The sequence below is a fragment of the Williamsia sp. SKLECPSW1 genome, assembly GCF_054332755.1.
Window position 1 is genome coordinate 69,957 of the sequence record NZ_JBTGLI010000001.1, and the last position, 19,726, is coordinate 89,682.

Annotated in this window: 17 protein-coding genes; 8 read left to right on the forward strand and 9 right to left on the reverse strand. The window is 70.4% G+C overall.

The annotated features are described in order from the left end of the window. Positions 1-143: 143 nt before the first annotated feature. Positions 144-599, forward strand: a complete 456-nt coding sequence (locus tag ACXVUM_RS00345) for a type II toxin-antitoxin system VapB family antitoxin (RefSeq protein WP_458519907.1) — start codon at positions 144-146, stop codon at positions 597-599. Here the strand turns inward: ACXVUM_RS00345 and hemW are convergent. Further along, the gene (gene hemW / locus ACXVUM_RS00350) at positions 508-1,710 is read right to left on the reverse strand and encodes a radical SAM family heme chaperone HemW (RefSeq protein WP_458519908.1); all 1,203 of its coding nucleotides are present in this window, start codon (positions 1,708-1,710) and stop codon (positions 508-510) included. The genes ACXVUM_RS00345 and hemW overlap by 92 nt on opposite strands. Before the next feature lie 366 nt (positions 1,711-2,076). Between hemW and ACXVUM_RS00355 the strand changes: the two genes are divergently transcribed. The 6 genes from ACXVUM_RS00355 to ACXVUM_RS00380 all read left to right on the forward strand — a co-directional run bounded on the left by ACXVUM_RS00355 (position 2,077) and on the right by ACXVUM_RS00380 (position 8,953). Further along, positions 2,077-3,783: a nitrite/sulfite reductase gene (locus ACXVUM_RS00355; protein ID WP_458519909.1), complete on the forward strand. Its 1,707-nt coding sequence runs from the start codon at positions 2,077-2,079 to the stop codon at positions 3,781-3,783. Further along, positions 3,780-4,508 (forward strand): phosphoadenylyl-sulfate reductase, encoded by a 729-nt coding sequence (locus tag ACXVUM_RS00360; RefSeq protein ID WP_458519910.1) that lies wholly within the window; start codon positions 3,780-3,782, stop codon positions 4,506-4,508. Before ACXVUM_RS00355 ends, ACXVUM_RS00360 begins: the two co-directional genes overlap by 4 nt. Continuing rightward, entirely contained in the window at positions 4,505-5,452 is a 948-nt protein-coding gene (gene cysD, locus ACXVUM_RS00365) for a sulfate adenylyltransferase subunit CysD (protein WP_458519911.1), read from the forward strand. Before ACXVUM_RS00360 ends, cysD begins: the two co-directional genes overlap by 4 nt. After that, complete coding sequence (locus tag ACXVUM_RS00370) at positions 5,452-6,738, forward strand: sulfate adenylyltransferase subunit 1 (protein ID WP_458519912.1); 1,287 nt, start codon at positions 5,452-5,454, stop codon at positions 6,736-6,738. The genes cysD and ACXVUM_RS00370 overlap by 1 nt, the downstream gene beginning before the upstream one ends. Before the next feature lie 14 nt (positions 6,739-6,752). Beyond that, positions 6,753-7,496: a sirohydrochlorin chelatase gene (locus tag ACXVUM_RS00375; RefSeq protein WP_458519913.1), complete on the forward strand. Its 744-nt coding sequence runs from the start codon at positions 6,753-6,755 to the stop codon at positions 7,494-7,496. 65 nt (positions 7,497-7,561) lie between these two features. Continuing rightward, positions 7,562-8,953: a S1C family serine protease gene (locus ACXVUM_RS00380; protein WP_458519914.1), complete on the forward strand. Its 1,392-nt coding sequence runs from the start codon at positions 7,562-7,564 to the stop codon at positions 8,951-8,953. A 6-nt stretch (positions 8,954-8,959) separates the two neighbouring features. Here the strand turns inward: ACXVUM_RS00380 and ACXVUM_RS00385 are convergent, their stop codons facing one another. The 5 genes from ACXVUM_RS00385 to ACXVUM_RS00405 form a co-directional block, all read right to left on the reverse strand. Then, positions 8,960-9,961: a sulfate/molybdate ABC transporter ATP-binding protein gene (locus tag ACXVUM_RS00385; RefSeq protein WP_458519915.1), complete on the reverse strand. Its 1,002-nt coding sequence runs from the start codon at positions 9,959-9,961 to the stop codon at positions 8,960-8,962. Continuing rightward, positions 9,958-10,875 carry a sulfate ABC transporter permease subunit CysW gene (gene cysW / locus ACXVUM_RS00390; RefSeq protein ID WP_458519916.1) on the reverse strand — a complete coding sequence of 306 codons (918 nt, stop codon included), beginning with the start codon at positions 10,873-10,875 and terminating at the stop codon, positions 9,958-9,960. The genes ACXVUM_RS00385 and cysW overlap by 4 nt, the downstream gene beginning before the upstream one ends. Continuing rightward, positions 10,872-11,711: a sulfate ABC transporter permease subunit CysT gene (gene cysT / locus ACXVUM_RS00395; RefSeq protein ID WP_458522738.1), complete on the reverse strand. Its 840-nt coding sequence runs from the start codon at positions 11,709-11,711 to the stop codon at positions 10,872-10,874. Before cysT ends, cysW begins: the two co-directional genes overlap by 4 nt. An 11-nt stretch (positions 11,712-11,722) precedes the next feature. Next, positions 11,723-12,781 carry a sulfate ABC transporter substrate-binding protein gene (locus tag ACXVUM_RS00400; protein WP_458522739.1) on the reverse strand — a complete coding sequence of 353 codons (1,059 nt, stop codon included), beginning with the start codon at positions 12,779-12,781 and terminating at the stop codon, positions 11,723-11,725. A 395-nt stretch (positions 12,782-13,176) separates the two neighbouring features. After that, positions 13,177-13,380, reverse strand: coding sequence for a hypothetical protein (locus ACXVUM_RS00405; protein ID WP_458519917.1), 204 nt, complete (start codon positions 13,378-13,380; stop codon positions 13,177-13,179). Between the two features lie 238 nt (positions 13,381-13,618). On the opposite strand from ACXVUM_RS00405, the gene ACXVUM_RS00410 reads away from it, so the two are divergent. After that, complete coding sequence (locus ACXVUM_RS00410) at positions 13,619-15,553, forward strand: glycoside hydrolase family 15 protein (protein ID WP_458522740.1); 1,935 nt, start codon at positions 13,619-13,621, stop codon at positions 15,551-15,553. A 129-nt stretch (positions 15,554-15,682) separates the two neighbouring features. On the opposite strand, the gene ACXVUM_RS00415 is transcribed toward ACXVUM_RS00410, so the two are convergent. The 3 genes from ACXVUM_RS00415 to ACXVUM_RS00425 all read right to left on the reverse strand — a co-directional run bounded on the left by ACXVUM_RS00415 (position 15,683) and on the right by ACXVUM_RS00425 (position 19,724). Then, positions 15,683-16,480, reverse strand: coding sequence for a hypothetical protein (locus ACXVUM_RS00415; protein ID WP_458519918.1), 798 nt, complete (start codon positions 16,478-16,480; stop codon positions 15,683-15,685). A gap of 274 nt (positions 16,481-16,754) precedes the next feature. Continuing rightward, the gene (locus ACXVUM_RS00420; protein WP_458519919.1) at positions 16,755-17,663 is read right to left on the reverse strand and encodes a cation diffusion facilitator family transporter; all 909 of its coding nucleotides are present in this window, start codon (positions 17,661-17,663) and stop codon (positions 16,755-16,757) included. Positions 17,664-17,675: 12 nt separating this feature from the next. After that, complete coding sequence (locus ACXVUM_RS00425; RefSeq protein ID WP_458519920.1) at positions 17,676-19,724, reverse strand: M3 family metallopeptidase; 2,049 nt, start codon at positions 19,722-19,724, stop codon at positions 17,676-17,678. Positions 19,725-19,726: the final 2 nt, after the last annotated feature.

Here is a 19,726-nt window from a genome sequence, read left to right on the forward strand (position 1 = left end):
GGCACCGACCCCGTCCTGCACCGCAGGGTCCGATCCATGCGAGTTTACGTGGAGGCGGCGGTCACTCCCGCCCACCGCGCGGTGCGCGATCACCTACCGTGAACCGGTCGGGCACGACACGACGGCGACGGGAGGACGGGTCGGTGATCTTCAAGGGTGTCCGCAACGGCAAGCCCTATCGTGACCACGGCCTGACCACACGCGACTGGGCCAAGATCCCGCCTCGACAGTTCCGGCTCGACCAGCTGACCACGGTCACCACCGCACTGGCCCTGGACAAGCTCCTGTCCGAGGACTCGACGTTCTACGGCGACCTGTTCGCCCACGTCGTGCGATGGCACGGCGAGATGTACCTCGAGGACGGTCTGCACCGGGCGGTCCGCTCAGCGCTGCGCAACCGGCACGTCATCCACGCCCGCCTGCTCGATCTGGACGCACTGCACCCGGACGCGCCCGCCGCCCCGGCCCCGGCCCCGGCCCCGGCAGACGACGAGGACACCGCGCCGATCACCGCGCGACCAGCAGCTCCCGCACCACGGCATCCGCGAGCAGACGCCCACGGTTGGACAGAACCACCCGATCGTCGCGCCAGTCGGTGAGCCCGTCGGCCGCGAGTCGGTCGGCCGCGACGACCTCGGCGGGCCGCAGATCGGCCCGGGCGAGACCCTCGCGTCGTCGGATGGCGAGCATGACGCGTTCGGTGTGGCGTTCCTCGTCGGTCAGCGTCTCCACCGTCGCGATCGGCAGCGTGCCCTGGGCCAGCGCCGCGGCGTGACGCGCCGGGTGCTTGACCGTGGCGAAGCGCACGCCCCCGACGTGCGAGTGCGCGCCGGGACCGACGCCCCACCAGTCCGCCGAGTCCCAGTAGCCGATGTTGTGCGCACATCTCGCGGAGTCGTCACCCGCGCGGGCCCAGTTCGACACCTCGTACCACTGCAGACCCGCGAGCGACAGCCGCGCGTCGATCGCCTCGTAGCGGTCGGCGAGCACGTCGTCGTCCGGCGCGGGGATCTCGCCGCGCCGGACCCGGCGGGCCATCGCGGTGCCGTCCTCCACGATGAGCGCGTAGGCGGACACGTGGTCGACCTCGGCCGCCAGCACGGCGTCGAGCGTCGCGTCCATGTCGGCGGCGGTCTCCCCCGGCGTGCCGTAGATCAGGTCGAGGTTGACGTGGGCGAACCCGGCGGCACGTGCCTCCCGCGCCGCCTGCACCGCACGCCCGGGGCTGTGGACGCGGTCGAGGACCGCGAGCACATGCGGCGCCGCCGACTGCATCCCCAGCGACACCCGTGTGAAGCCGGCCGCGAGGAGCCCGTCGAAGAACTCCGGTGACGTCGACTCGGGGTTGCTCTCGGTGGTCACCTCGGCGTCGTCGGTGAGATCGAACACGGCGCGGACCGCGTCGAGCACCTCGGTGAGACCGTCGGCGCCCAGCAACGACGGCGTCCCACCGCCGACGAACACCGTCGACACCGGACGCGCCGGCGACATCGCCTCCGCCGCCAGCCGCAGCTCCGTGGCCACCGCGTCGAGCCACGAACGGGGCGAGGACGACGACCCCAGCTCGCCCGCCGTGTAGGTGTTGAAATCGCAGTAGCCACAGCGCGTGGCGCAGAACGGGACGTGGACGTAGAGCCCGAGCGGCGTCGCCGGGTCCACCGCGCCCAGCTGCAGCACCGGGGTGTCCGGTGTCGGCGCGACAGAGGTCATGACCCCATCATCACCCGAGCCGCGCCCCCGGCCGGCGGCGGGGAATGCCCGGACGGCGACCGTCGTTGCCGGTGGTCATCGGGCGTGAGCACGCTCATGCCGATCCCCGTCGACCGAATGGACCCCCGGAGGAGGCGCGTGGCACCATGGGCGCCGTGATCTCACCCGGGGTGTGGCTGGCCGAACGTCGCCACATCGACCTCAAGCGCGTGTGCAGCGCGTTCTGTCGACCCTGACCGATCGTCCGTCCCCGTCGCCCAGCCCGCGACGACGCCCTCCGGGCCGACCGACGACCGTTCCACCCGGTATCGCATCTCTCCCGGCCGCGTGCCCGTAGCCCGCGCCGACAGCCCCAGGAGCATCCCCATGACGTCGTCCACCGACGCCGAGAACCCCGCGTCCCGCGCGCGCCGACCCCGCCCGGCCAAGCGCCGCGCCGAGGGCCAGTGGAAACTCGGTTACCGCGAGCCTCTCAACCCGAACGAGCAGGTCAAGAAGGACGACGACCCGCTCAACGTCCGGGCCCGCATCGAGAACATCTACGCCCACCGCGGCTTCGACTCGATCGACAAGCAGGACCTGCGGGGGCGCATGCGGTGGTGGGGCCTCTACACCCAGCGCGCGCAGGGATACGACGGCACATGGACCGGCGACGAGAACATCGACGTCCTCGAGGACAGCCAGTTCATGATGCGGGTCCGCTGCGACGCGGGCGCGCTCACCGCCGAGCAGCTGCGGACCATCGGTGAGATCTCCACCGAATACGCCCGCGACACCGCGGACCTGTCGGATCGCGAGAACGTCCAGTACCACTGGATCCGCATCGAGGACGTCCCGGCGATCTGGCAGCGACTCGAGGCCGTCGGCCTGAAGACCACCGAGGCGTGCGGGGACTGCCCGCGCGTCGTCCTCGGGTCCCCGCTCGCCGGCGAGGCGGTCGACGAGGTCCTCGACCCCACGCCGGCGATCGACGAGATCGTCGCGCGGTACGTCGGCGACCCGGCGTACTCGAACCTGCCGCGCAAGTTCAAGACCGCCATCTCGGGGCTGCAGGACGTCGCCCACGAGGTCAACGACGTCGCGTTCATCGGCGTGGTGCACCCCGAGCACGGCCCCGGACTCGACCTGTGGGTCGGTGGCGGGCTGTCCACCAACCCGATGCTCGCGCAGCGTGTCGGGGCGTGGATCCCGCTCGACGAGGTGCCCGACGTGTGGGAGGCCGTCGTCGGCCTGTTCCGCGACTACGGCTACCGCCGCCTGCGCGCCAAGGCCCGCCTGAAGTTCCTGCTCAAGGACTGGGGCATGGAGAAGTTCCGCCAGGTGCTCGAGGACGAGTACCTCCACCGCCCCCTCGTCGACGGGCCCGCTCCCGCGCCGCTCGACGCACCCCGCGACCACGTCGGCGTCCAGCGGCTCAAGAACGGTCTCAACGCCGTCGGTTTCGCCGCCATCGCCGGACGGGTCTCCGGGACGACGCTGCAGGCGGTGGCCGCCGCCGCGAGCCGCGCCGGGTCCGACCGCATCCGTTTCACCCCGTATCAGAAGCTCGTGGTGCTCGACGTACCCGACGACGCGGTCGACACCCTCATCGACGAGCTGCGCCCCCACGGCCTCGACGGCCGCCCGTCGCGGTGGCGGCGCAACCTCATCGCGTGCTCGGGCATCGAGTTCTGCAAGCTGTCGTTCACCGAGACGCGCAAGCGCAGCCAGGCGCTCGTCCCGGAACTCGAGGAAAGACTCGCCGACGTCGACGCCCAGCTCGACGTGCCGATCACGATCAACGTCAACGGCTGCCCGAACTCGTGCGCCCGTGCGCAGATCGCCGACATCGGGTTCAAGGGTCAACTCGTCGAGGACGAGAACGGCGACCACGTGGAGGGTTTCCAGGTCCACCTGGGCGGCAGCCTCGGTCAGGACGCCGGATTCGGACGCAAGTTGCGCCAGCACAAGGTCACAACCGGCGAACTGGGCGACTACATCGATCGCGTGGTGCGAAACTTTGTGAAGTATCGCGAAGACGGCGAGCGGTTCGCCCAGTGGGCGGTCCGCGCCGACGAGGAGGATCTGCGATGAGCACTGCCACCCGTACCGAGGCCGCCCTGCGTGATCTGGCGGAGCAGGGGGCCCGTGAGCTCGGGCCCGACGCCGACCCGGCCGAGCTGCTCCGCTGGACCGCGTCGACCTTCGGCGGCGACTTCGTGGTCGCGTCGAACATGCAGGACGCCGCCCTGGTGGACCTCGCGGTCGACGCGATCGCGCCCGAGGCCCTCGGCGGCGACAAGCTGAAGGTCCTCTTCCTCGACACCGGCTACCACTTCGCCGAGACCCTCGGCACCCGCGACGCCGTCGAACAGGTCTACGACGTCGAGATGGTCAGCGTCCTCCCGGAGCACTCGGTCGCCGAGCAGGACGAACTGGTGGGCCGGAACCTCTTCGCCTCCGACCCGGCCGAGTGCTGCCGCATGCGCAAGGTGGTGCCGCTGCAGCGGACGCTGTCGGGATACAGCGCCTGGGTGACCGGCATCCGCCGCGTCGAGTCCCCCACCCGTGCGAACGCCCCGCTGATCTCGTTCGACGAGACCTTCGGCCTGGTGAAGATCAACCCGATCGCCGCATGGTCCGACGAGCAGATGCAGGACTACATCGATCGGCGCGGTGTGCTCGTCAACCCGCTGGTCGACGAGGGGTATCCCTCCATCGGGTGCGAGCCGTGCACCGCCAAGCCGGCGCCGGGAGCCGATCCGCGCAGCGGCCGCTGGGCCGGCCGCGCCAAGACCGAATGTGGGTTGCACGCATGACGATCGGAGACACACAGGTGGGGACGTTCCCGTCGCTGCACGGCGACGACGCCGGGTGGGACACCCTCGACGCGCTCGAGAGCGAGGCGATCCACATCGTCCGCGAGGTCGCCGGCGAGTTCGACCGCCCGGTGATCCTGTTCTCCGGCGGCAAGGACTCGACCGTGCTGCTGCACGTGGCGATCAAGGCGTTCTGGCCGGCCCCCGTGCCGTTCTCGCTGCTGCACGTCGACACCGGGCACAACCTGCCCGAGGTGCTCGCGTTCCGCGACCAGGTCGTCGACCGGCACAACCTGCGTCTGCACGTGGCGAAGGTGGAGGACTACATCGCCGACGGGCGTCTCACCGAACGGCCCGACGGTGTCCGCAACCCGTTGCAGACCGTCCCCCTCCTCGACGCCATCACCGAGAACCGCTTCGACGCGGTGTTCGGCGGGGGTCGCCGCGACGAGGAGCGCAGCCGCGCCAAGGAGCGGATCTTCTCCCTCCGCAACGCCTTCGGCCAGTGGGACCCCAAGCGCCAACGTCCCGAGCTGTGGAACCTGTACAACGGTCGCCACGCCCCGGGTGAGCACGTGCGGGTCTTCCCGCTGTCGAACTGGACCGAGCTCGACGTGTGGCGATACATCGCGCGCGAACAGGTCCTGCTGCCCCCGATCTACTACGCGCACGAGCGCGAGGTGTTCGAGCGCGACGGCATGTGGATGACACCCGGCCCATGGGGTGGACCGCGCGACGGCGAGGAGCTGCAACGGCTCTCGGTCCGGTACCGCACGGTCGGCGACGGGTCGACCACCGGCGCCGTCCTCTCCGACGCCGCCGACAACGAGGCCGTCCTGGCCGAGGTCGCGGCGTCGCGGCTCACCGAGCGCGGCGCCACCCGAGGTGACGACCGCGTGTCGGAGGCCGCCATGGAGGACCGCAAGCGAGAGGGCTACTTCTGATGAGCGACCTGCTGCGCATCGCCACCGCGGGCAGCGTCGACGACGGCAAGTCCACCCTGGTGGGCCGCCTGCTCTTCGACACGAAATCCGTTCTCGCCGACCAGATCGACGCCGTCACCCGCGCATCGGTCGACCGCGGCCTGGACACCCCGGACCTGTCGCTGCTCGTGGACGGCCTGCGCGCCGAGCGCGAACAGGGCATCACCATCGACGTGGCGTACCGCTACTTCGCCACGCCGCGGCGCAGTTTCGTCCTCGCCGACACCCCCGGTCACGTGCAGTACACGCGCAACACCGTGTCCGGCGCCTCCACCGCACAGCTGGTGATCCTGCTCGTCGACGCCCGCAACGGCATCGTCGACCAGACCCGCCGCCACGCCGCGGTGATGGCTCTGCTCGGTGTGGGTCGACTGGTGCTGGCGGTCAACAAGATCGACCTCGTCGAGGACCCCGAGTCGACGTTCGCGAGCATCCGCGCGGATTTCGCCGACCTCTCCCACGCCCTGGGCTGGGACGACGAGCACATCCAGGCGATCCCGGTCTCCGCGCTGCGCGGCGACAACATCGCCGAGAGGTCGTCGCTCACCGCCTTCTACGACGGCCCGACGCTCATCGACCACCTCGAGACGGTGCCGAACGAGGCGGACCGCGCCCCGGTCGGCGCACGCTTCCCGGTGCAGTACGTGATCCGCCCCCGCACTGCCGACCATCCCGACTACCGCGGGTACGCAGGCCAGGTCGCGGCCGGTGAGATCGCCGTCGGCGACGAGGTCGTGGTGCTCCCGTCGGGGCTGCGCACCACCGTCTCCGGCATCGACACCGCCGACGGGTCGCTGCCGTCGGCACACACCGGACGCAGCGTGACCGTCCTGCTCGCCGACGACCTCGACGTGTCGCGCGGCGATCTGATCGCGGCGGTCTCCGACGCCCCCGAGCCGATGTCGTCGTTCACCGCGACGCTCTGCTGGCTCGGCGACAAGCCGCTGCAGCCCGGCGCACGCCTGCTGCTCAAGCACGGCACCCGCACCACACCGGCCATCGTCGGCGGCGTCGACGCGGTGTTCGACGAGCAGGACCTGCAGGTGCAGGAATCGCCGGAATCGTTGGCGCTGAACCAGATCGGGCGGGTGACGGTACAGACCGCCGAACCGATCGCGGCCGACGACTACCAGGTCAACCGCGAGACCGGCAGTTTCCTGCTCATCGACCCCCAGGGCGGCAACACCCTCGCGGCAGGTCTCGTCGGCGACGCGTTGGCGCGGCTGCGACTGTCGGCACTGGTCTGACGCGGGTTCGACCGATGTCGGCTCTGCTCGTCGCCCACGGCAGCCGCGACCCGCGGTTCGCCGCCACGGCGCGACGGGTCCGGGACGCGGTGGCGGCCTCCCTGCCCGACGTCCCGGTCACCCTCGCCTACCTCGACCTCGACGAACCGTCGGTCCCCGACGCCCTCACCGGCCTCACCGGGGACGTCGCCGTGGTGCCGCTGCTCCTCGGCGACGCGTTCCACAACCGTGTCGACCTGCCCGGCCTTCTCGTCGACGCCGCGCGACCCGACCTGTCGACGGTGCACACACCCGTCCTCGCCGACCCCGCGCTGACGACGGCGCTCGCCGACCGGCTCGCCGAGGCGGGTGTCACCCCCGACGACGGGGTGCTCATGTGCGCGGTCGGATCCAGTGACGCCGACGCCGACGCGGTGACGGTCCGCCGCGCCGGCGATCTCGCCGGGGTGCTCGCCCGGCGGGGACTCGACGTGCCCGTGCAGGTCGCGTTCGCCACCCGTTCGGACTCCGTCCGGTCCGCCGAGGCACGGCTCCGCGTCGACGGCGCGCGGCGGGTCGTCGTGGCACCGTGGTTCCTGTCCGCGGGCACGCTCACCGACCGCGTCGAACGCATCCTCGACGAGGCCGACGCCCACGGCGATCGCCCGTGGGCGATGGCCGGGCCCCTGGGCACACATCCCGCGGTGATCGACGTCGTCCGCAGGCGGGTCGTCGCGGCCCTCGACCGCCGGACAGCGGGTGTGCCGACAACTCACTGAGAAGGCTCAGCGGATCGGGAGGGAATTCTCCGGACCCTCTCAGGTGCGCGGCGGACGGTGGCCTCATGGACCAGACACCGTATGGACAGCGAGACGACGACCCCTCCACCGAGCGCCTGCACGAGACGCATCCGACCCAGGACCTCGGTGCAGGCGGTCACCACCGGCACGACGTCCCCCCGCCGTACGCGCCGGGAACCCCTCCCGGCGGGTACGGGTACGCCTCCCCCAGCACCTACGCGCCCCCGATGGCGGCGCCGCGGCGTCGGACGACCCCGTTGCTCGCGGCGGTCGTCGCGGCCGGCGTGATCGGCGGCGGTCTCGGCGCCGGCGGCGTCGCCCTGTTCGACCACAACTCCTCCGCGGCTCCGGCCGCGTTGACGGCCCAGCCCGCCTCCGCGACCGTCACCTCGGCGTCCCCGGGTTCGATCCCCTACGCCGCGCAGGTCGCGTCGAAGTCGACCGCGGACATCACCGTCACCGGCCAGAACGGCACCGCGGTGGGAAGCGGCATCGTGCTGACCCGCGACGGCTACGTCCTGACCAACAACCACGTCGTGGCCGGTGCGGGGTCCGGTGGACGGATCCAGGTCGCTTTCCCGGACGGCTCGACCCACGCGGCGACCATCCGCGGCGTGGCACCGTCCTACGACCTCGCCGTCATCAAGGTCGACGGGGTGTCGAACCTGACCCCGGCCGTGCTCGGTCAGTCCTCGGCCGTGCAGGTCGGTGAGCAGGTCGTCGCCGTCGGCAGCCCCGAGAACCTCTCCAACACCGTCACCTCCGGCATCGTGTCGAACCTGAGCCGCACCGTGACCGCCTCCGACGACAGCGGCCAGTCCGTCGCCGTCTACAACGGGCTCCAGACCGACACCCCCATCAACCCCGGCAACTCCGGCGGGCCACTGGTGAACCTGCAGGGGCAGGTCGTGGGCGTGAACTCCGCCGTCGACACCGGGCAGTCGGCGCAGGGAGGGGTGCAGGCGTTCGGCCTCGGCTTCGCGATCCCCGTCGACACCGCTCGCCGCGTCGCCGATCAGCTCATGCAGGACGGCTCGGCCACCAAGCCGATCCTGGGGGTCTCCGGGTCGCTGTCGGGCTCCGACGGCCCGTCGAACGTCACGGGCGCACCGATCTCCGGTGTCACGCAGGGCGGTCCGGCCGCGAAGGCCGGGATCGCGCCGGGTGACGTCATCACGAAGGTGAACGGCGTTCCCATCGGCAACTACGCCGACCTGATGGCGCAGATCCTCAAGCAGCAGCCGGGTCAGTCCATCCCGCTGACCGTGCAGTCCGGCGGGTCCAGCAAGACCGTGACCGTGACGCTGGGCACCGCGAAGGACACCGCGCGGACGACCGTGCCCGCCCGCGGACAGCAGGAGCAGCAGTCGCCGTTCGGCGGCGGTGGCTCCCCGTTCGGCGGCGGCTCCCCGTTCGGCGGGTTGCCCTTCGGCTGAGCGTGATCACCCGGCGATGGCCGGGATGCGCGTCGCCCGCACGAAGACGTCGTCGCCCTCCGTCAACGCGAGGGCGGCGGCGTCGCCGCGTGTGATCTGGGCGTGGAACTCGTCACCGGTGGCGGAGTTGGTCAGCTCCACGCGGACCTCGAAACCCAGGTGGACGACGCGGACGACGGTCGCCTTGAAGACCCCCGTCTGCGACACCGCGCCGTCGACCTCCGAGTCGTCGAGCGCGAGGTCGGGGGTCCGACCGAGTCGGAGGTCGTGCGGGCGGACCAGCGTCCCGTTGAGCCGGGCGACCGACCCGAGGAACGACATGACGAACTCGTTGGCGGGACGGTCGTAGAGATCGTCCGGGCTGCCGACCTGTTCGATGCGGCCCTTGTTCAGCACCGCGATCCGGTCGGCGACGTCGAGCGCCTCCTGCTGGTCGTGGGTGACGAGCACGGTGGTCACGTGCACCTCGTCGTGCAGCCGACGCAGCCAGCGGCGCAGGTCCTCCCGGACCTTGGCGTCGAGGGCGCCGAACGGCTCGTCGAGGAGCAGCACCTCCGGGTCGACCGCGAGGGCGCGGGCGAGCGCCATCCGCTGCCGCTGTCCGCCGGAGAGCTGCGCCGGGTAGCGCGTCTGGAACCCGGCGAGACCGACGACCTCGAGCAACTCGTCGACCTTGCGGGCGATCTCGGCCTTCGGGCGCTTGCGGATCTTCAGCCCGAACGCGACGTTCTCGCGCACCGTCATGTGCTTGAAGGCCGCGTAGTGCTGGAAGACGAACCCGATGTCGCGGCGCTGCGGCGACAGTCGGGTGACGTCCTCGGAGTTGATGCGCACCGTGCCGGAGTCGAGCGCGTCGAGACCGGCGATCGCGCGCAACAGGGTCGACTTGCCGGACCCGGAGGGGCCCAGCAGCGCGGTCAACGACCCCCGGGGGATGTCGAGGGAGACGTCGTCGAGTGCTGCGAACGTCCCGTATCGCTTGTTGGCGCGGGTCACCGAGATCGTCATCGTGCGTACTCCTCGTCCGGGGCCACGGCCCCCGGCTCGGTCGATGTGGTCGCGGGGTCACCGGCGGCGGGGCCGTCGGTGGTGGTCGTGCGGGCGGCGCGGGTCGGACGGCCTGCCGATCCGCGGCGTTCGACGAGCGTCATGACGATCAGCACCGCGATCGCGATGAGCATCAGCAGCGTGGCCGCGGCGTAGGCGCCGTACTCGTTGTAGTCGTCGGTGTACCGCGATGACACCAGCAACGTGAGCGTCTGCGAGATGCCCGGGTAACCCGACGAGACGATGATGACCGCCCCGTACTCACCGAGGCTGCGGGCCACCGTGAGGACGATGCCGTAGGTGAGGCCCCAACGGATCGCCGGGAGGGTGATGCGGCGGAACGTCGCCCACGCCCCCGCGCCCAGGGTGGCCGCGGCCTCCTCCTGTTCGGTGCCGATCTCTCGGAGCACCGGTTCGACCTCGCGGACGACGAAGGGCAACGTCACGAAGATCGTCGCGAGCACCATGCCCGGCAACCCGAAGATGACCCGGAAGCCGAGCGACTCGACACCCCCGAACCAGCCGCCGTATCCCCACAGCAGCACGAGCGAGACGCCGACGATGACCGGCGACACGGCGAACGGGAGGTCGATGACCGCCTGGACGAGGCCGCGCCCCGGGAATCGGCCGCGCACCAAGGCGACGGCGGTCGCGATGCCGAACACCACGTTGAGCGGCACCACGATCACGACGATGAGCAGACTCAGCTGCAGGGCCGCGATGGCGGCAGGCGTGGTGATCCAGTCCCAGAACTGCACGATGCCGTGTTCGAACGACCGCCAGAAGATCAGGGCGACCGGCACCACCAACAGCACGAACAGGTAGACCAGGGCGAGCGTGCGCAGACCGTGGCGGGCGAACGGTGAGAGCCTCACGTGTCGGCCCCCTCGCGACGTGCGGCGCGGCGCCCGACGAAGCGCAGCGCCAGCAGGACGACGAAGGCGATCAGCAGCAGGACCACCGACACCGCCGACGCGTCGACGGGGGCGTCGATCTCGAGCTGCTGCTGGATGTACTGGGACGCCACCTGGGTGTCGTCGGGGATGTTGCCGCCGATCAGCACGACGGAGCCGAACTCACCGATCGCGCGGGTGAACGCCAGGCCGGCCCCGGTGAGGATCGCCGGCGCCAGGGACGGGAAGATCACCCGCCACCACGTCGTCCAGTTCGAGGCGCCCAGCGACGCCGCTGCCTCCTCGACCTCCCGGTCGACCTCGATGAGGACCGGCTGCACCTGACGCACGACGAACGGCAGGGTGACGAAGGCGAGCGCGATGACCAACGCGGGCTTCGTCGCGTTCAGCTGGATGTCGATGGGGCTGTCCGGGCCGTACAGCGACAGCAGCACCAGGCTGGCGACGATGGTCGGCAACGCGAACGGCAGGTCGATGAGGGCGTTGACGATTCCCTTGCCGGGGAACTGGTCGCGGACGAGGACCCAGGCGATGATCGTGCCCATCACGACGTTGACGAGCGCGACGACGGCCGACACGAGCACCGTGACCTCGATCGCGCCGACCGCACCCGGCGCGGTGACGGCGTCGACGAAGCCGCTCCACCCGTCGTCGAACGACTTCGCCGTGATCGCCGCCAGCGGCAGCAGCACGATCACGGTCAACCACAGTCCGGCGACGCCCACGCCGAGCGGTGTCGCGCCGACCCGGCGGCGACCGGCGCTGCGCGTGCCCTCCGGCGGCGGTGTCGGGTCGATCTCGAGGGCGGTCACGACCTGCTCCCGGAGTCGTAGATCTCGCTGATGGCCCCGGAGGTGCCGAACAGCTCGGCGTCGACGGCCTTCCATCCGGTGGGCGCCGTGCCGCCTGTGCGTTGCGCGACACGGGCACCGAGCACCTTCCCGAGCTGCGCGACGGTCCACAGCTTCTGGATGCGACCCGGGAAGTCACCGGCGGTCGCGGCGATCACCGACGGGTCCACCGGCCGGAAGCCCTGTCGCGCCCAGATGCGCTGCCCCTCGTCGCTGAACAGGAAGTCGACGAAGCGCCGCGCCGACGCCTTCTCGGTGCTGGTGGACACGATCGCGACCGGGTTCTCGATCTTGACGGTCTGCGGGGGGATGACGTAGTCGATGCGCTGCGAGGGCGGCGCCTCGGCGTTCCTGCGCGCCAACATGATCGCCTCGTTCTCGTAACTGATCAGCACGTCGCCCTGACCCTGCTCGAAGGTGGTCGTCGCCTCCCGGCCGGACTTCGGGTTCACCCGGACGTGGTCGTCGACGAGCGCGCGGACGTAGTCGAGCCCGGCCTTCTCGTCGACACCACCGTTGCTCGCGGCGGCGAAGGGCGCCAACAGGTTCCACTTGGCCGACCCGGAGCTGCCCGGGTTGGGGGTGACGACCTCGATACCCGGCCGCAGCAGGTCGTCCCAGTCACGGATGTTCTTCGGGTTGCCCTTCCGGACGACGAGCGCGACCACCGACCCGAACGGGGTGCTGTTGTTCGGGTACTGCGTCTTCCAGTCCTCGTCGACGACGCCCGCCGTCACCAGTCGCGTCATGTCGGGTTCGACGGAGAAGTTGACGACGTCGGCCGGGACGCGACGCGCCACCTTGCGCGACTGGTCGCCGGAGGGACCGAAGGACTGGGAGAACCCGATGTCGGCGCTGGCCGGGGTGTCGCGGAACGCGGGGATGATCGCGTCGTACCCCGGCTTGGGCGTCGCGTAGGCGACGACGTCGAGGTGGTGTGACCCGCTCGAGATGTCCCGACCCCCGGGCACATCGGTGGAGCCTGCGCCACACGCGGCCGTCGCCACGGCCACCACGAGGGCGAGGACGACACCGACGACACCGCGGCTGCGGGCGGTCGCGGTGCGGCTGCGGGAGGGGGACACGCGGACCTCTCGGGCGGGCGAACAGGGTGGCGACGGATTCGGTCGACCGGGCTCCGGTCGGGGCTGGGCGGGATGGGGCATCCGGCCCGTGTGTCAGCGACAGCCGATGTCGGCGACGCAGCGGTGATCCACCGCGAACAGCGCGAGCGCCAGCGGGCTGCGCAGGCTCGGCGAATCGGTCACAGCGCGGAGATTAGCAGCCGGGAGCGGTCGGGTGATCTGCCCGGAAGACCGTCGGGCGCGGCGGTCAGAGGGTGATCAACCAGGCCACGATCACCAGCACGATGAGTGCGATGAGCGCGATGGTGACGCGGGAGCGGACCACCTCAGCCCTCCTTGCCGTGACCGTCGGCGGTCTCACCCCGACGCCCGACGACGTCGAGGACGAGGCTGACCAGCAGGTTGATCAGCAGCGCGGCGACGATCGCGGCCGGGATGAGGACGGCGAGGGTCACCAGCAGCTGCGGGAGGAAGGACAGTCCGGTGAGCCAGGCCTCCACGCCGTCCCACCAGGTCCTGATCCCGTTCACCCGGTCACCCTAGCGCGCGGACTTAAAATCTCCCTGGGCCCAAAGCCCGCCCGGCGACCCGCCGAGCGGCGCCGGTTCTCGTGCGAACCCACCCCCCGCTCGCCATGATGGACCGATGACAACCGCCTCGGGTCCCGACCGCCTGTCGGAACAGAGCCTGGCCGCACCGCCCGTACCGGCCCCGCCCGCACTCGGCGTCGTCGACGAGGCCGCGCCGCTCCACGGCGCGTCCGGCGCCATGGCCGACGCCAGTTCCTTCACCCCTGCGACCGCGACCCGCAACGTCTTCCCCCCGATCGACGACTACGCCTTCCTCTCCGACTGCGAGACGAACTGCCTCATCGCGCGCAACGGGTCCGTCGAGTGGATGTGCGTCCCCCGGCCCGACTCCCCCAGTATCTTCGGCGCCGTCCTCGACCGCACCGCAGGACACTTCAAGCTCGCGCCGTACGGCGTGAACGTCCCCGTCGACCGGAGGTACCTGCCGGGCAGCCTCATGGTGGAGACGACCTGGCAGACCGACACCGGGTGGATCATCGTCCGGGACGCGCTGGTGATGGGCCCCTGGCACGACAACGACCGTCGCTCCCGCACCCACAAGCGCACACCCACCGACTGGGATGCCGAACACATCCTGCTGCGTACGGTCCGCTGTGTGAGCGGCACCGTCGAGGTCGCGGTCAGCTGCGAGCCGGCGTTCGACTACCACCGCGGGACCACGACGTGGGAGTACTCGGGTCCCGCCTATTCCGAGGCGATCGCGACGGCCTCGGACACCACCCACCCCGCGCCGACCCTCAAACTGACGACCAACTTCAAGCTCGGACTGGAGGGCCGGGAGGCCCGTGCACGCAGCCGCCTCACCGAGGGCGACGACCGCTTCATCGCGCTCAGCTGGTCGTCGTACCCGGCGCCGCAGACGTGGGACGAGGCGGCGCAGAAGATGTGGGCGACCGCCGAGTCGTGGCGGCAGTGGATCAACATCGGCGCCTTCCCGGACCATCCGTGGCGGGGCCACCTGCAGCGCAGCGCGTTGACCCTCAAGGGACTCACGTACTCCCCGACCGGCGCGCTGCTCGCCGCCGCGACGACGTCGTTGCCGGAAACCCCTGGCGGCGAACGCAACTGGGACTACCGCTATGCGTGGGTTCGTGACTCGACGTTCGCGCTGTGGGGGCTCTACACCCTCGGGCTCGACCGCGAGGCCGACGACTTCTTCTCGTTCATCGCCGACGTGTCCGGTGTGACGAACGGCGAACACCATCCGCTGCAGGTGATGTACGGCGTGGGCGGCGAGCGCGAACTGGAGGAGGAGGAGCTGCACCACCTCTCCGGGTACGACGGTGCTCGGCCGGTCCGCATCGGGAACGGCGCCTACAACCAGTCGCAGCACGACATCTGGGGCACCATGCTCGACTCGGTGTACCTGAACACCAAGTCGAACGACACGATCTCCGAGACCCTGTGGCCCGTCCTCAAGGCACAGGTCGAGGAGGCGATCAAGCACTGGTACAAGCCCGATCGCGGGATCTGGGAGGTCCGGGGCGAGCCCCAGCACTTCACCTCGTCGAAGGTGATGTGCTGGATCGCCCTCGACCGCGGGGCCCGGCTCGCGACCATGCACGGCGAGAAGTCGTATGCGAAGACATGGGCGGCGAAAGCCGACGAGATCAAAGAGGACATCCTCACCCACGGGGTCAACGAACGCGGGGTGTTCACGCAGCGGTACGGCAGCGATGCGCTCGACGCCTCCCTGCTGCTGGTGCCGCTCCTGCGATTCCTCCCGTCGGACGACGAGCGGGTCCGCAACACGGTGCTCGCGATCGCCGACGAGCTCACCGAGAACGGACTCGTGCTCCGCTACCGGGTGGAGGAGACCGACGACGGGCTGTCCGGCGAGGAGGGCACCTTCACGATCTGCTCGTTCTGGCTGGTGTCGGCGCTCGTCGAGATCGGTGAGCTGACACGCGCCAAGCACCTCTGCGAACGGCTGCTCAGCTACTCCAGTCCCCTCAAGCTCTACGCCGAGGAGATCGACCACCGCACCGGTCGGCACCTCGGCAACTTCCCCCAGGCGTTCACCCACCTCGCGCTGATCAACGCCGTCATGCACGTCATCCGTGCCGAGGAGGCACACACCCACGGCGGAGGTTTCATCCCCGCCAACACCTGACCCGTCTGTTGGGCGGTAGGAACCATCTGTTGGGCGCTAGAACCATCCGTTGGGCGGCAGGAACCGTCCGTTGGGCGGCAGGAACCGTCCGTTGGGCGGCAGGAACCGTTCGTTGGGCGCTTGGCGCGGTCATCCGCGGTATCCGCGGAGTTCGAGCGCACGCTCGATCTTGGCCATCTCCGCGAACGCGTTGCCGGAGATCGCGGCCGCGCATGTACGAAGGGGGATCCACCCGCGTCGGCGGACGCCGGCGTCCCTCTTCTGGTCGTGTCGCTTCTGTTCCTCGCTCGAGTGGAACTCGACGCCGTCGTAGTCGATGCCGATCTTGTAGCGCCGGTATCCGAGATCGAAACGTCCGATCAGGATGCCGTTCTCGTCGAACACCTCGATCTGGCTCTCCGGGCGGGGTAGCCCACGTCGGTGCATGACCAGCCGTGTCCAGCTCTCGCCCGGCGATTCCGCGGCGGGGTCGATCAGTCCGACGAGTTCGCGGAGCTGTCGGACACCGTTCGTGTGGGTGTGATCGCGGGTGTACTCCCACAGCTCGCGAAGGTCGAGAGGGACCGTCCGCGCCATGTCGTCGAGATGACCGAGTGCCAGCCAGTCCGGACGGCGACGACCCAGATCGAAGGCGGTGCGGACGGGGCTGGTGACCGGCATCCCGGCGCATTCGACGACGTCGTCCGGACCGAGTTGATCGGTTCGGATGATGCGGACCCCGGATCTGCGTCGCCCCTGGCCCCGGAGGTCGCGGATGATCTCGACGTCGCCCCCGAGGTCGGGGAACGAGACCCCGTGCAGGAACTGGGCACTCAGTCCCGCGACGACGGATCCCGGACCTGCGCTCAGATGTGCGGCCCGGATACGGTCGGTCTCCGTCAACGTGGTCCGCGGATCGGTGAAGACGCCCCGATGCAGTCGGATCATGTCGCGGCGCGCGGTCCTCGATGCGCGGTCGGTGACGACCAGGTGGTCAGGGGGATCGGTCGGCGAGAACTCGGGGTAGCCCATATCGATCGGACGCAGCCGCTCGCCGACCGGTTCCACCGCGGATGAATTTCACTCGACGGCCGTTCCTAACGCCCAACAGGCGGTTCCTACCGCCCAACAGATGGTTCCTGCCGCCCAACAGGCGGTTCCGACCGCCCAACGGACGGTCCCTACCGCCCAACGGACGGTCCCTACCGCCCAACGGACGGGGTCAGTCCAGGCGCCAGGACTCGTAGGCGCGGGGGTCGCCGATCGGCTCGAGGTGGATCGTGACGTGCAGGTGGTCCAGCGACTCGACGAGCTCGCGCTCCACGCGCTCGACGAGGTCGTGGCCGCGCTGAACGGACCACTCACCCGGCACCAGCATGTGCAGCTGCAGGAACCGCTCGTGGCCGGCCTCTCGGGTCCGGATGTCGTGGAAGTCGACGTCGTCGGCACGCCACCTGTCGAGCACCGCGTCCAGGGCGGCGCGGTCGTCGTCGGGAAGTGCCGTGTCCATCAGCCCGGCGGCCGACCGCCACACCAGCCGTCCGCCCACGACGAGGATGTTCACGGCGACCGCGATGGCGATGAGCGGGTCGAGAGGCAGCCACCCGGTGAGCGCGACGAGCAGCACCCCGACGACGACGCCGGCGGTCGTCCACACGTCGGTCATGAGGTGCTTGCCGTCGGCCTCCAGCGTCATCGACCGGTGCGCACGCCCCGCACGGATCAGCACTGCGCCGACCGCAGCGTTGACGACCGTCGCGACGACGGAGATCGCCAGACCCAGTCCGACGGAGTCGAGTTCGCTGGGACGGAGCAGTCGGTCGACGGCGGCGACGATGATCAGCGCCGACGCCACGACGATCATCGCGCCCTCGAAGACGGCAGAGAAGTACTCGGCCTTCGTGTGCCCGAAATTGTGGTCGGCGTCGGCGGGACGCGCCGCCACGCGCAGGGCGACGAACGCCCCGATCGCCGCGACGACGTTCACCATCGACTCGGCCGCATCGGAGAGGAGTCCGACGGAACCCGACACCCGCCACGCGACGATCTTCATGGCGATCACCACGATCGACGCGACGATGCTGAGCACCGCGTATCGGGTCAGGTCGGCCCGTACCTGGGTCGCGGTCACCGGAGACGCCTGTCAGGCCGCGCTGTCGGCGAGTCCACGGCGTGCCAGCAGCGGATCGATCCGCGCGGGACGACCCAGCAGCTCCCGATGTGCGGCGATGGGATCGACGCTGTCACCTCGGGAGAGGGTCGCCTCGGCGAAGGCCCGTCCCGCCGCCCGCGTGAGCCCGCCGCGTTCGAGGAACCAGAGTTCGGTCTCGGCGTCGAGGATCTCCGACCAGATGTAGCTGTAGTACCCGGCCGCGTATCCCCCGCCGAAGATGTGGTTGAAATACGCACTGCGGTACCGCGGCGGGATCAGTTCGGTCGCGACGCCCGCCTTCGCCAGCGCCCGCGCCTCGAACGCCTCGACGTCGTCGAGGGCACCGGCCTCGACGTCCTCGACGGTCACGCGATGCCACGCCAAGTCCAACACCGCGGCGGCGAGGTACTCGATGGTGCCGTGGGCGGTCTCGGTCGCGGTGGCCGCGCGGGCGGCATCCGCGAGGTCGGCCGGCATGGCCTCCCCGGTCCGATGGTGACGCGCGTAGTTCGACAGCACGGCGGGGTGCAGCGCCCACATCTCGTTCACCTGCGAGGGGAACTCGACGAAGTCGCGCGGGACCGCGGTCCCCGACTGCGACGGGTAGCGCACTGTCGACAGCAGTCCGTGCAGCGCGTGCCCGAACTCGTGGAACAGCGTCGTCAGCTGGTCGAAATCGAGCAGGCACGGTTCACCGGCGCGCGGCTTGGTGAAGTTGCAGACGTTCACCACGACCGGTTGCGTGCCCAGCAGCTGCGACTGGTCGACGACGTTGTTCATCCACGCCCCACCGCGTTTGCTGCGACGGGCGAAGTAGTCACCCAGGTACAGCCCGATCGAGACGCCGCCGGCGTCGAACACCTCCCAGACCCGCACGTCCGGGTGGTACCCGGCGAGATCGGTGCGTTCGACGAATCGCAGCCCGTAGAGCTGCCCCGCCGCGTGGAAGACCCCGTCGGTGAGAACGGTGTCGAGGGAGCAGTACTCGGAGAAGTCGTCCAGCGACACCGGCGAGCTCCGGCGACGGTGCTCCGACAGCCACCACGTGAGATCCGCCGGGCCCACCTCCTCCCCGGCGAGGGCACGCAGTCGGGTCAGTTCGCGACCGCCCGCGCGCATGGCGGCGGCGACGAGGTCGCGCAGCACCGCCTCGACGGCGTCGGCGTCCGGCGCGGTCTGCTCGACGATCTCGAACTCCGCGTGGTCGCGGTAGCCGAGGAGCCGTGCCCGCCGCGCGCGCAGGGCGACGATCTCGGTGACGATCTCGCGGGTGTCGTGGTCGCCACCGCGGATCCCGCGGGACGTCGACGCCTCGAACACCGTTGCGCGCGTGGTGGGATTGGTCAGTGAGGTGAGCACCGACTGGCTCGTCGGGAGCTCGATGGTCAGCAGGTACCCGTCGTCGTGGCCGGCGTCACGAGCCCGGTCCGCGGCGGCCGCGATCGCCGACGCCGACAACCCGGCGAGCGCGTCCTCGTCGGTGACATGCACGGCGCGGGAGTTGCTCTCGTCGAGGACGTGCTGGGAGAACGTGGTCGTCAACACCGACAGGCGTGCGGTGATCTCCCGCATCTCCCGCTGGCCGTCGGCGTCGAGTCCGGCACCCGCACGCACCGACTCCCGGAATCGCTTGTCCAGCAGTCGCATCGACGGCTCGTCGAGGCCGAGCTCGTCACGTCGCTCGTGGAGTTCGGAGATCCGCGCGAACAACCGGGCATCGAGGGCGATGGTGCTGCCGTGGTCCGACAGCCGCGGCGCGAGTTCCGTGGCGATCCGGTTGCGCTCGGGCGTGCTGTCGGCGCCGACGAGGGTGAAGAAGATGCCCGCCACCCGAGCCAACGCCTGCCCGGACCGCTCCAGCGCCTCGATCGTGTTCGCGAACGTCGGCGCCGCGGGATCACCGGCGATGAACTCGATCTCGCGCAGATGGGTCTGCATCGCCTCGGTGAAACCGGGGAGGAAGTCGTCGTCGGAGATGGCGGCGAAATCGGGGAGACCGTGGGGCAGGCGACTCGCGGCCAGAACAGGATTCGTCGCCATCG

Coding starts and splice junctions, on each gene's coding strand:
- ACXVUM_RS00380 (WP_458519914.1), top strand. CDS start 7,562: ATGGACCAGACACCGTATGGACAGCGAGACGACGACCCCTCCACCGAG.
- ACXVUM_RS00370 (WP_458519912.1), top strand. CDS start 5,452: ATGAGCGACCTGCTGCGCATCGCCACCGCGGGCAGCGTCGACGACGGC.
- ACXVUM_RS00425 (WP_458519920.1), bottom strand. CDS start 19,724: ATGGCGACGAATCCTGTTCTGGCCGCGAGTCGCCTGCCCCACGGTCTC.
- ACXVUM_RS00355 (WP_458519909.1), top strand. CDS start 2,077: ATGACGTCGTCCACCGACGCCGAGAACCCCGCGTCCCGCGCGCGCCGA.
- ACXVUM_RS00415 (WP_458519918.1), bottom strand. CDS start 16,480: ATGATCCGACTGCATCGGGGCGTCTTCACCGATCCGCGGACCACGTTG.
- cysD (WP_458519911.1), top strand. CDS start 4,505: ATGACGATCGGAGACACACAGGTGGGGACGTTCCCGTCGCTGCACGGC.
- ACXVUM_RS00360 (WP_458519910.1), top strand. CDS start 3,780: ATGAGCACTGCCACCCGTACCGAGGCCGCCCTGCGTGATCTGGCGGAG.
- hemW (WP_458519908.1), bottom strand. CDS start 1,710: ATGACCTCTGTCGCGCCGACACCGGACACCCCGGTGCTGCAGCTGGGC.
- ACXVUM_RS00375 (WP_458519913.1), top strand. CDS start 6,753: ATGTCGGCTCTGCTCGTCGCCCACGGCAGCCGCGACCCGCGGTTCGCC.
- ACXVUM_RS00410 (WP_458522740.1), top strand. CDS start 13,619: ATGGCCGACGCCAGTTCCTTCACCCCTGCGACCGCGACCCGCAACGTC.
- ACXVUM_RS00385 (WP_458519915.1), bottom strand. CDS start 9,961: ATGACGATCTCGGTGACCCGCGCCAACAAGCGATACGGGACGTTCGCA.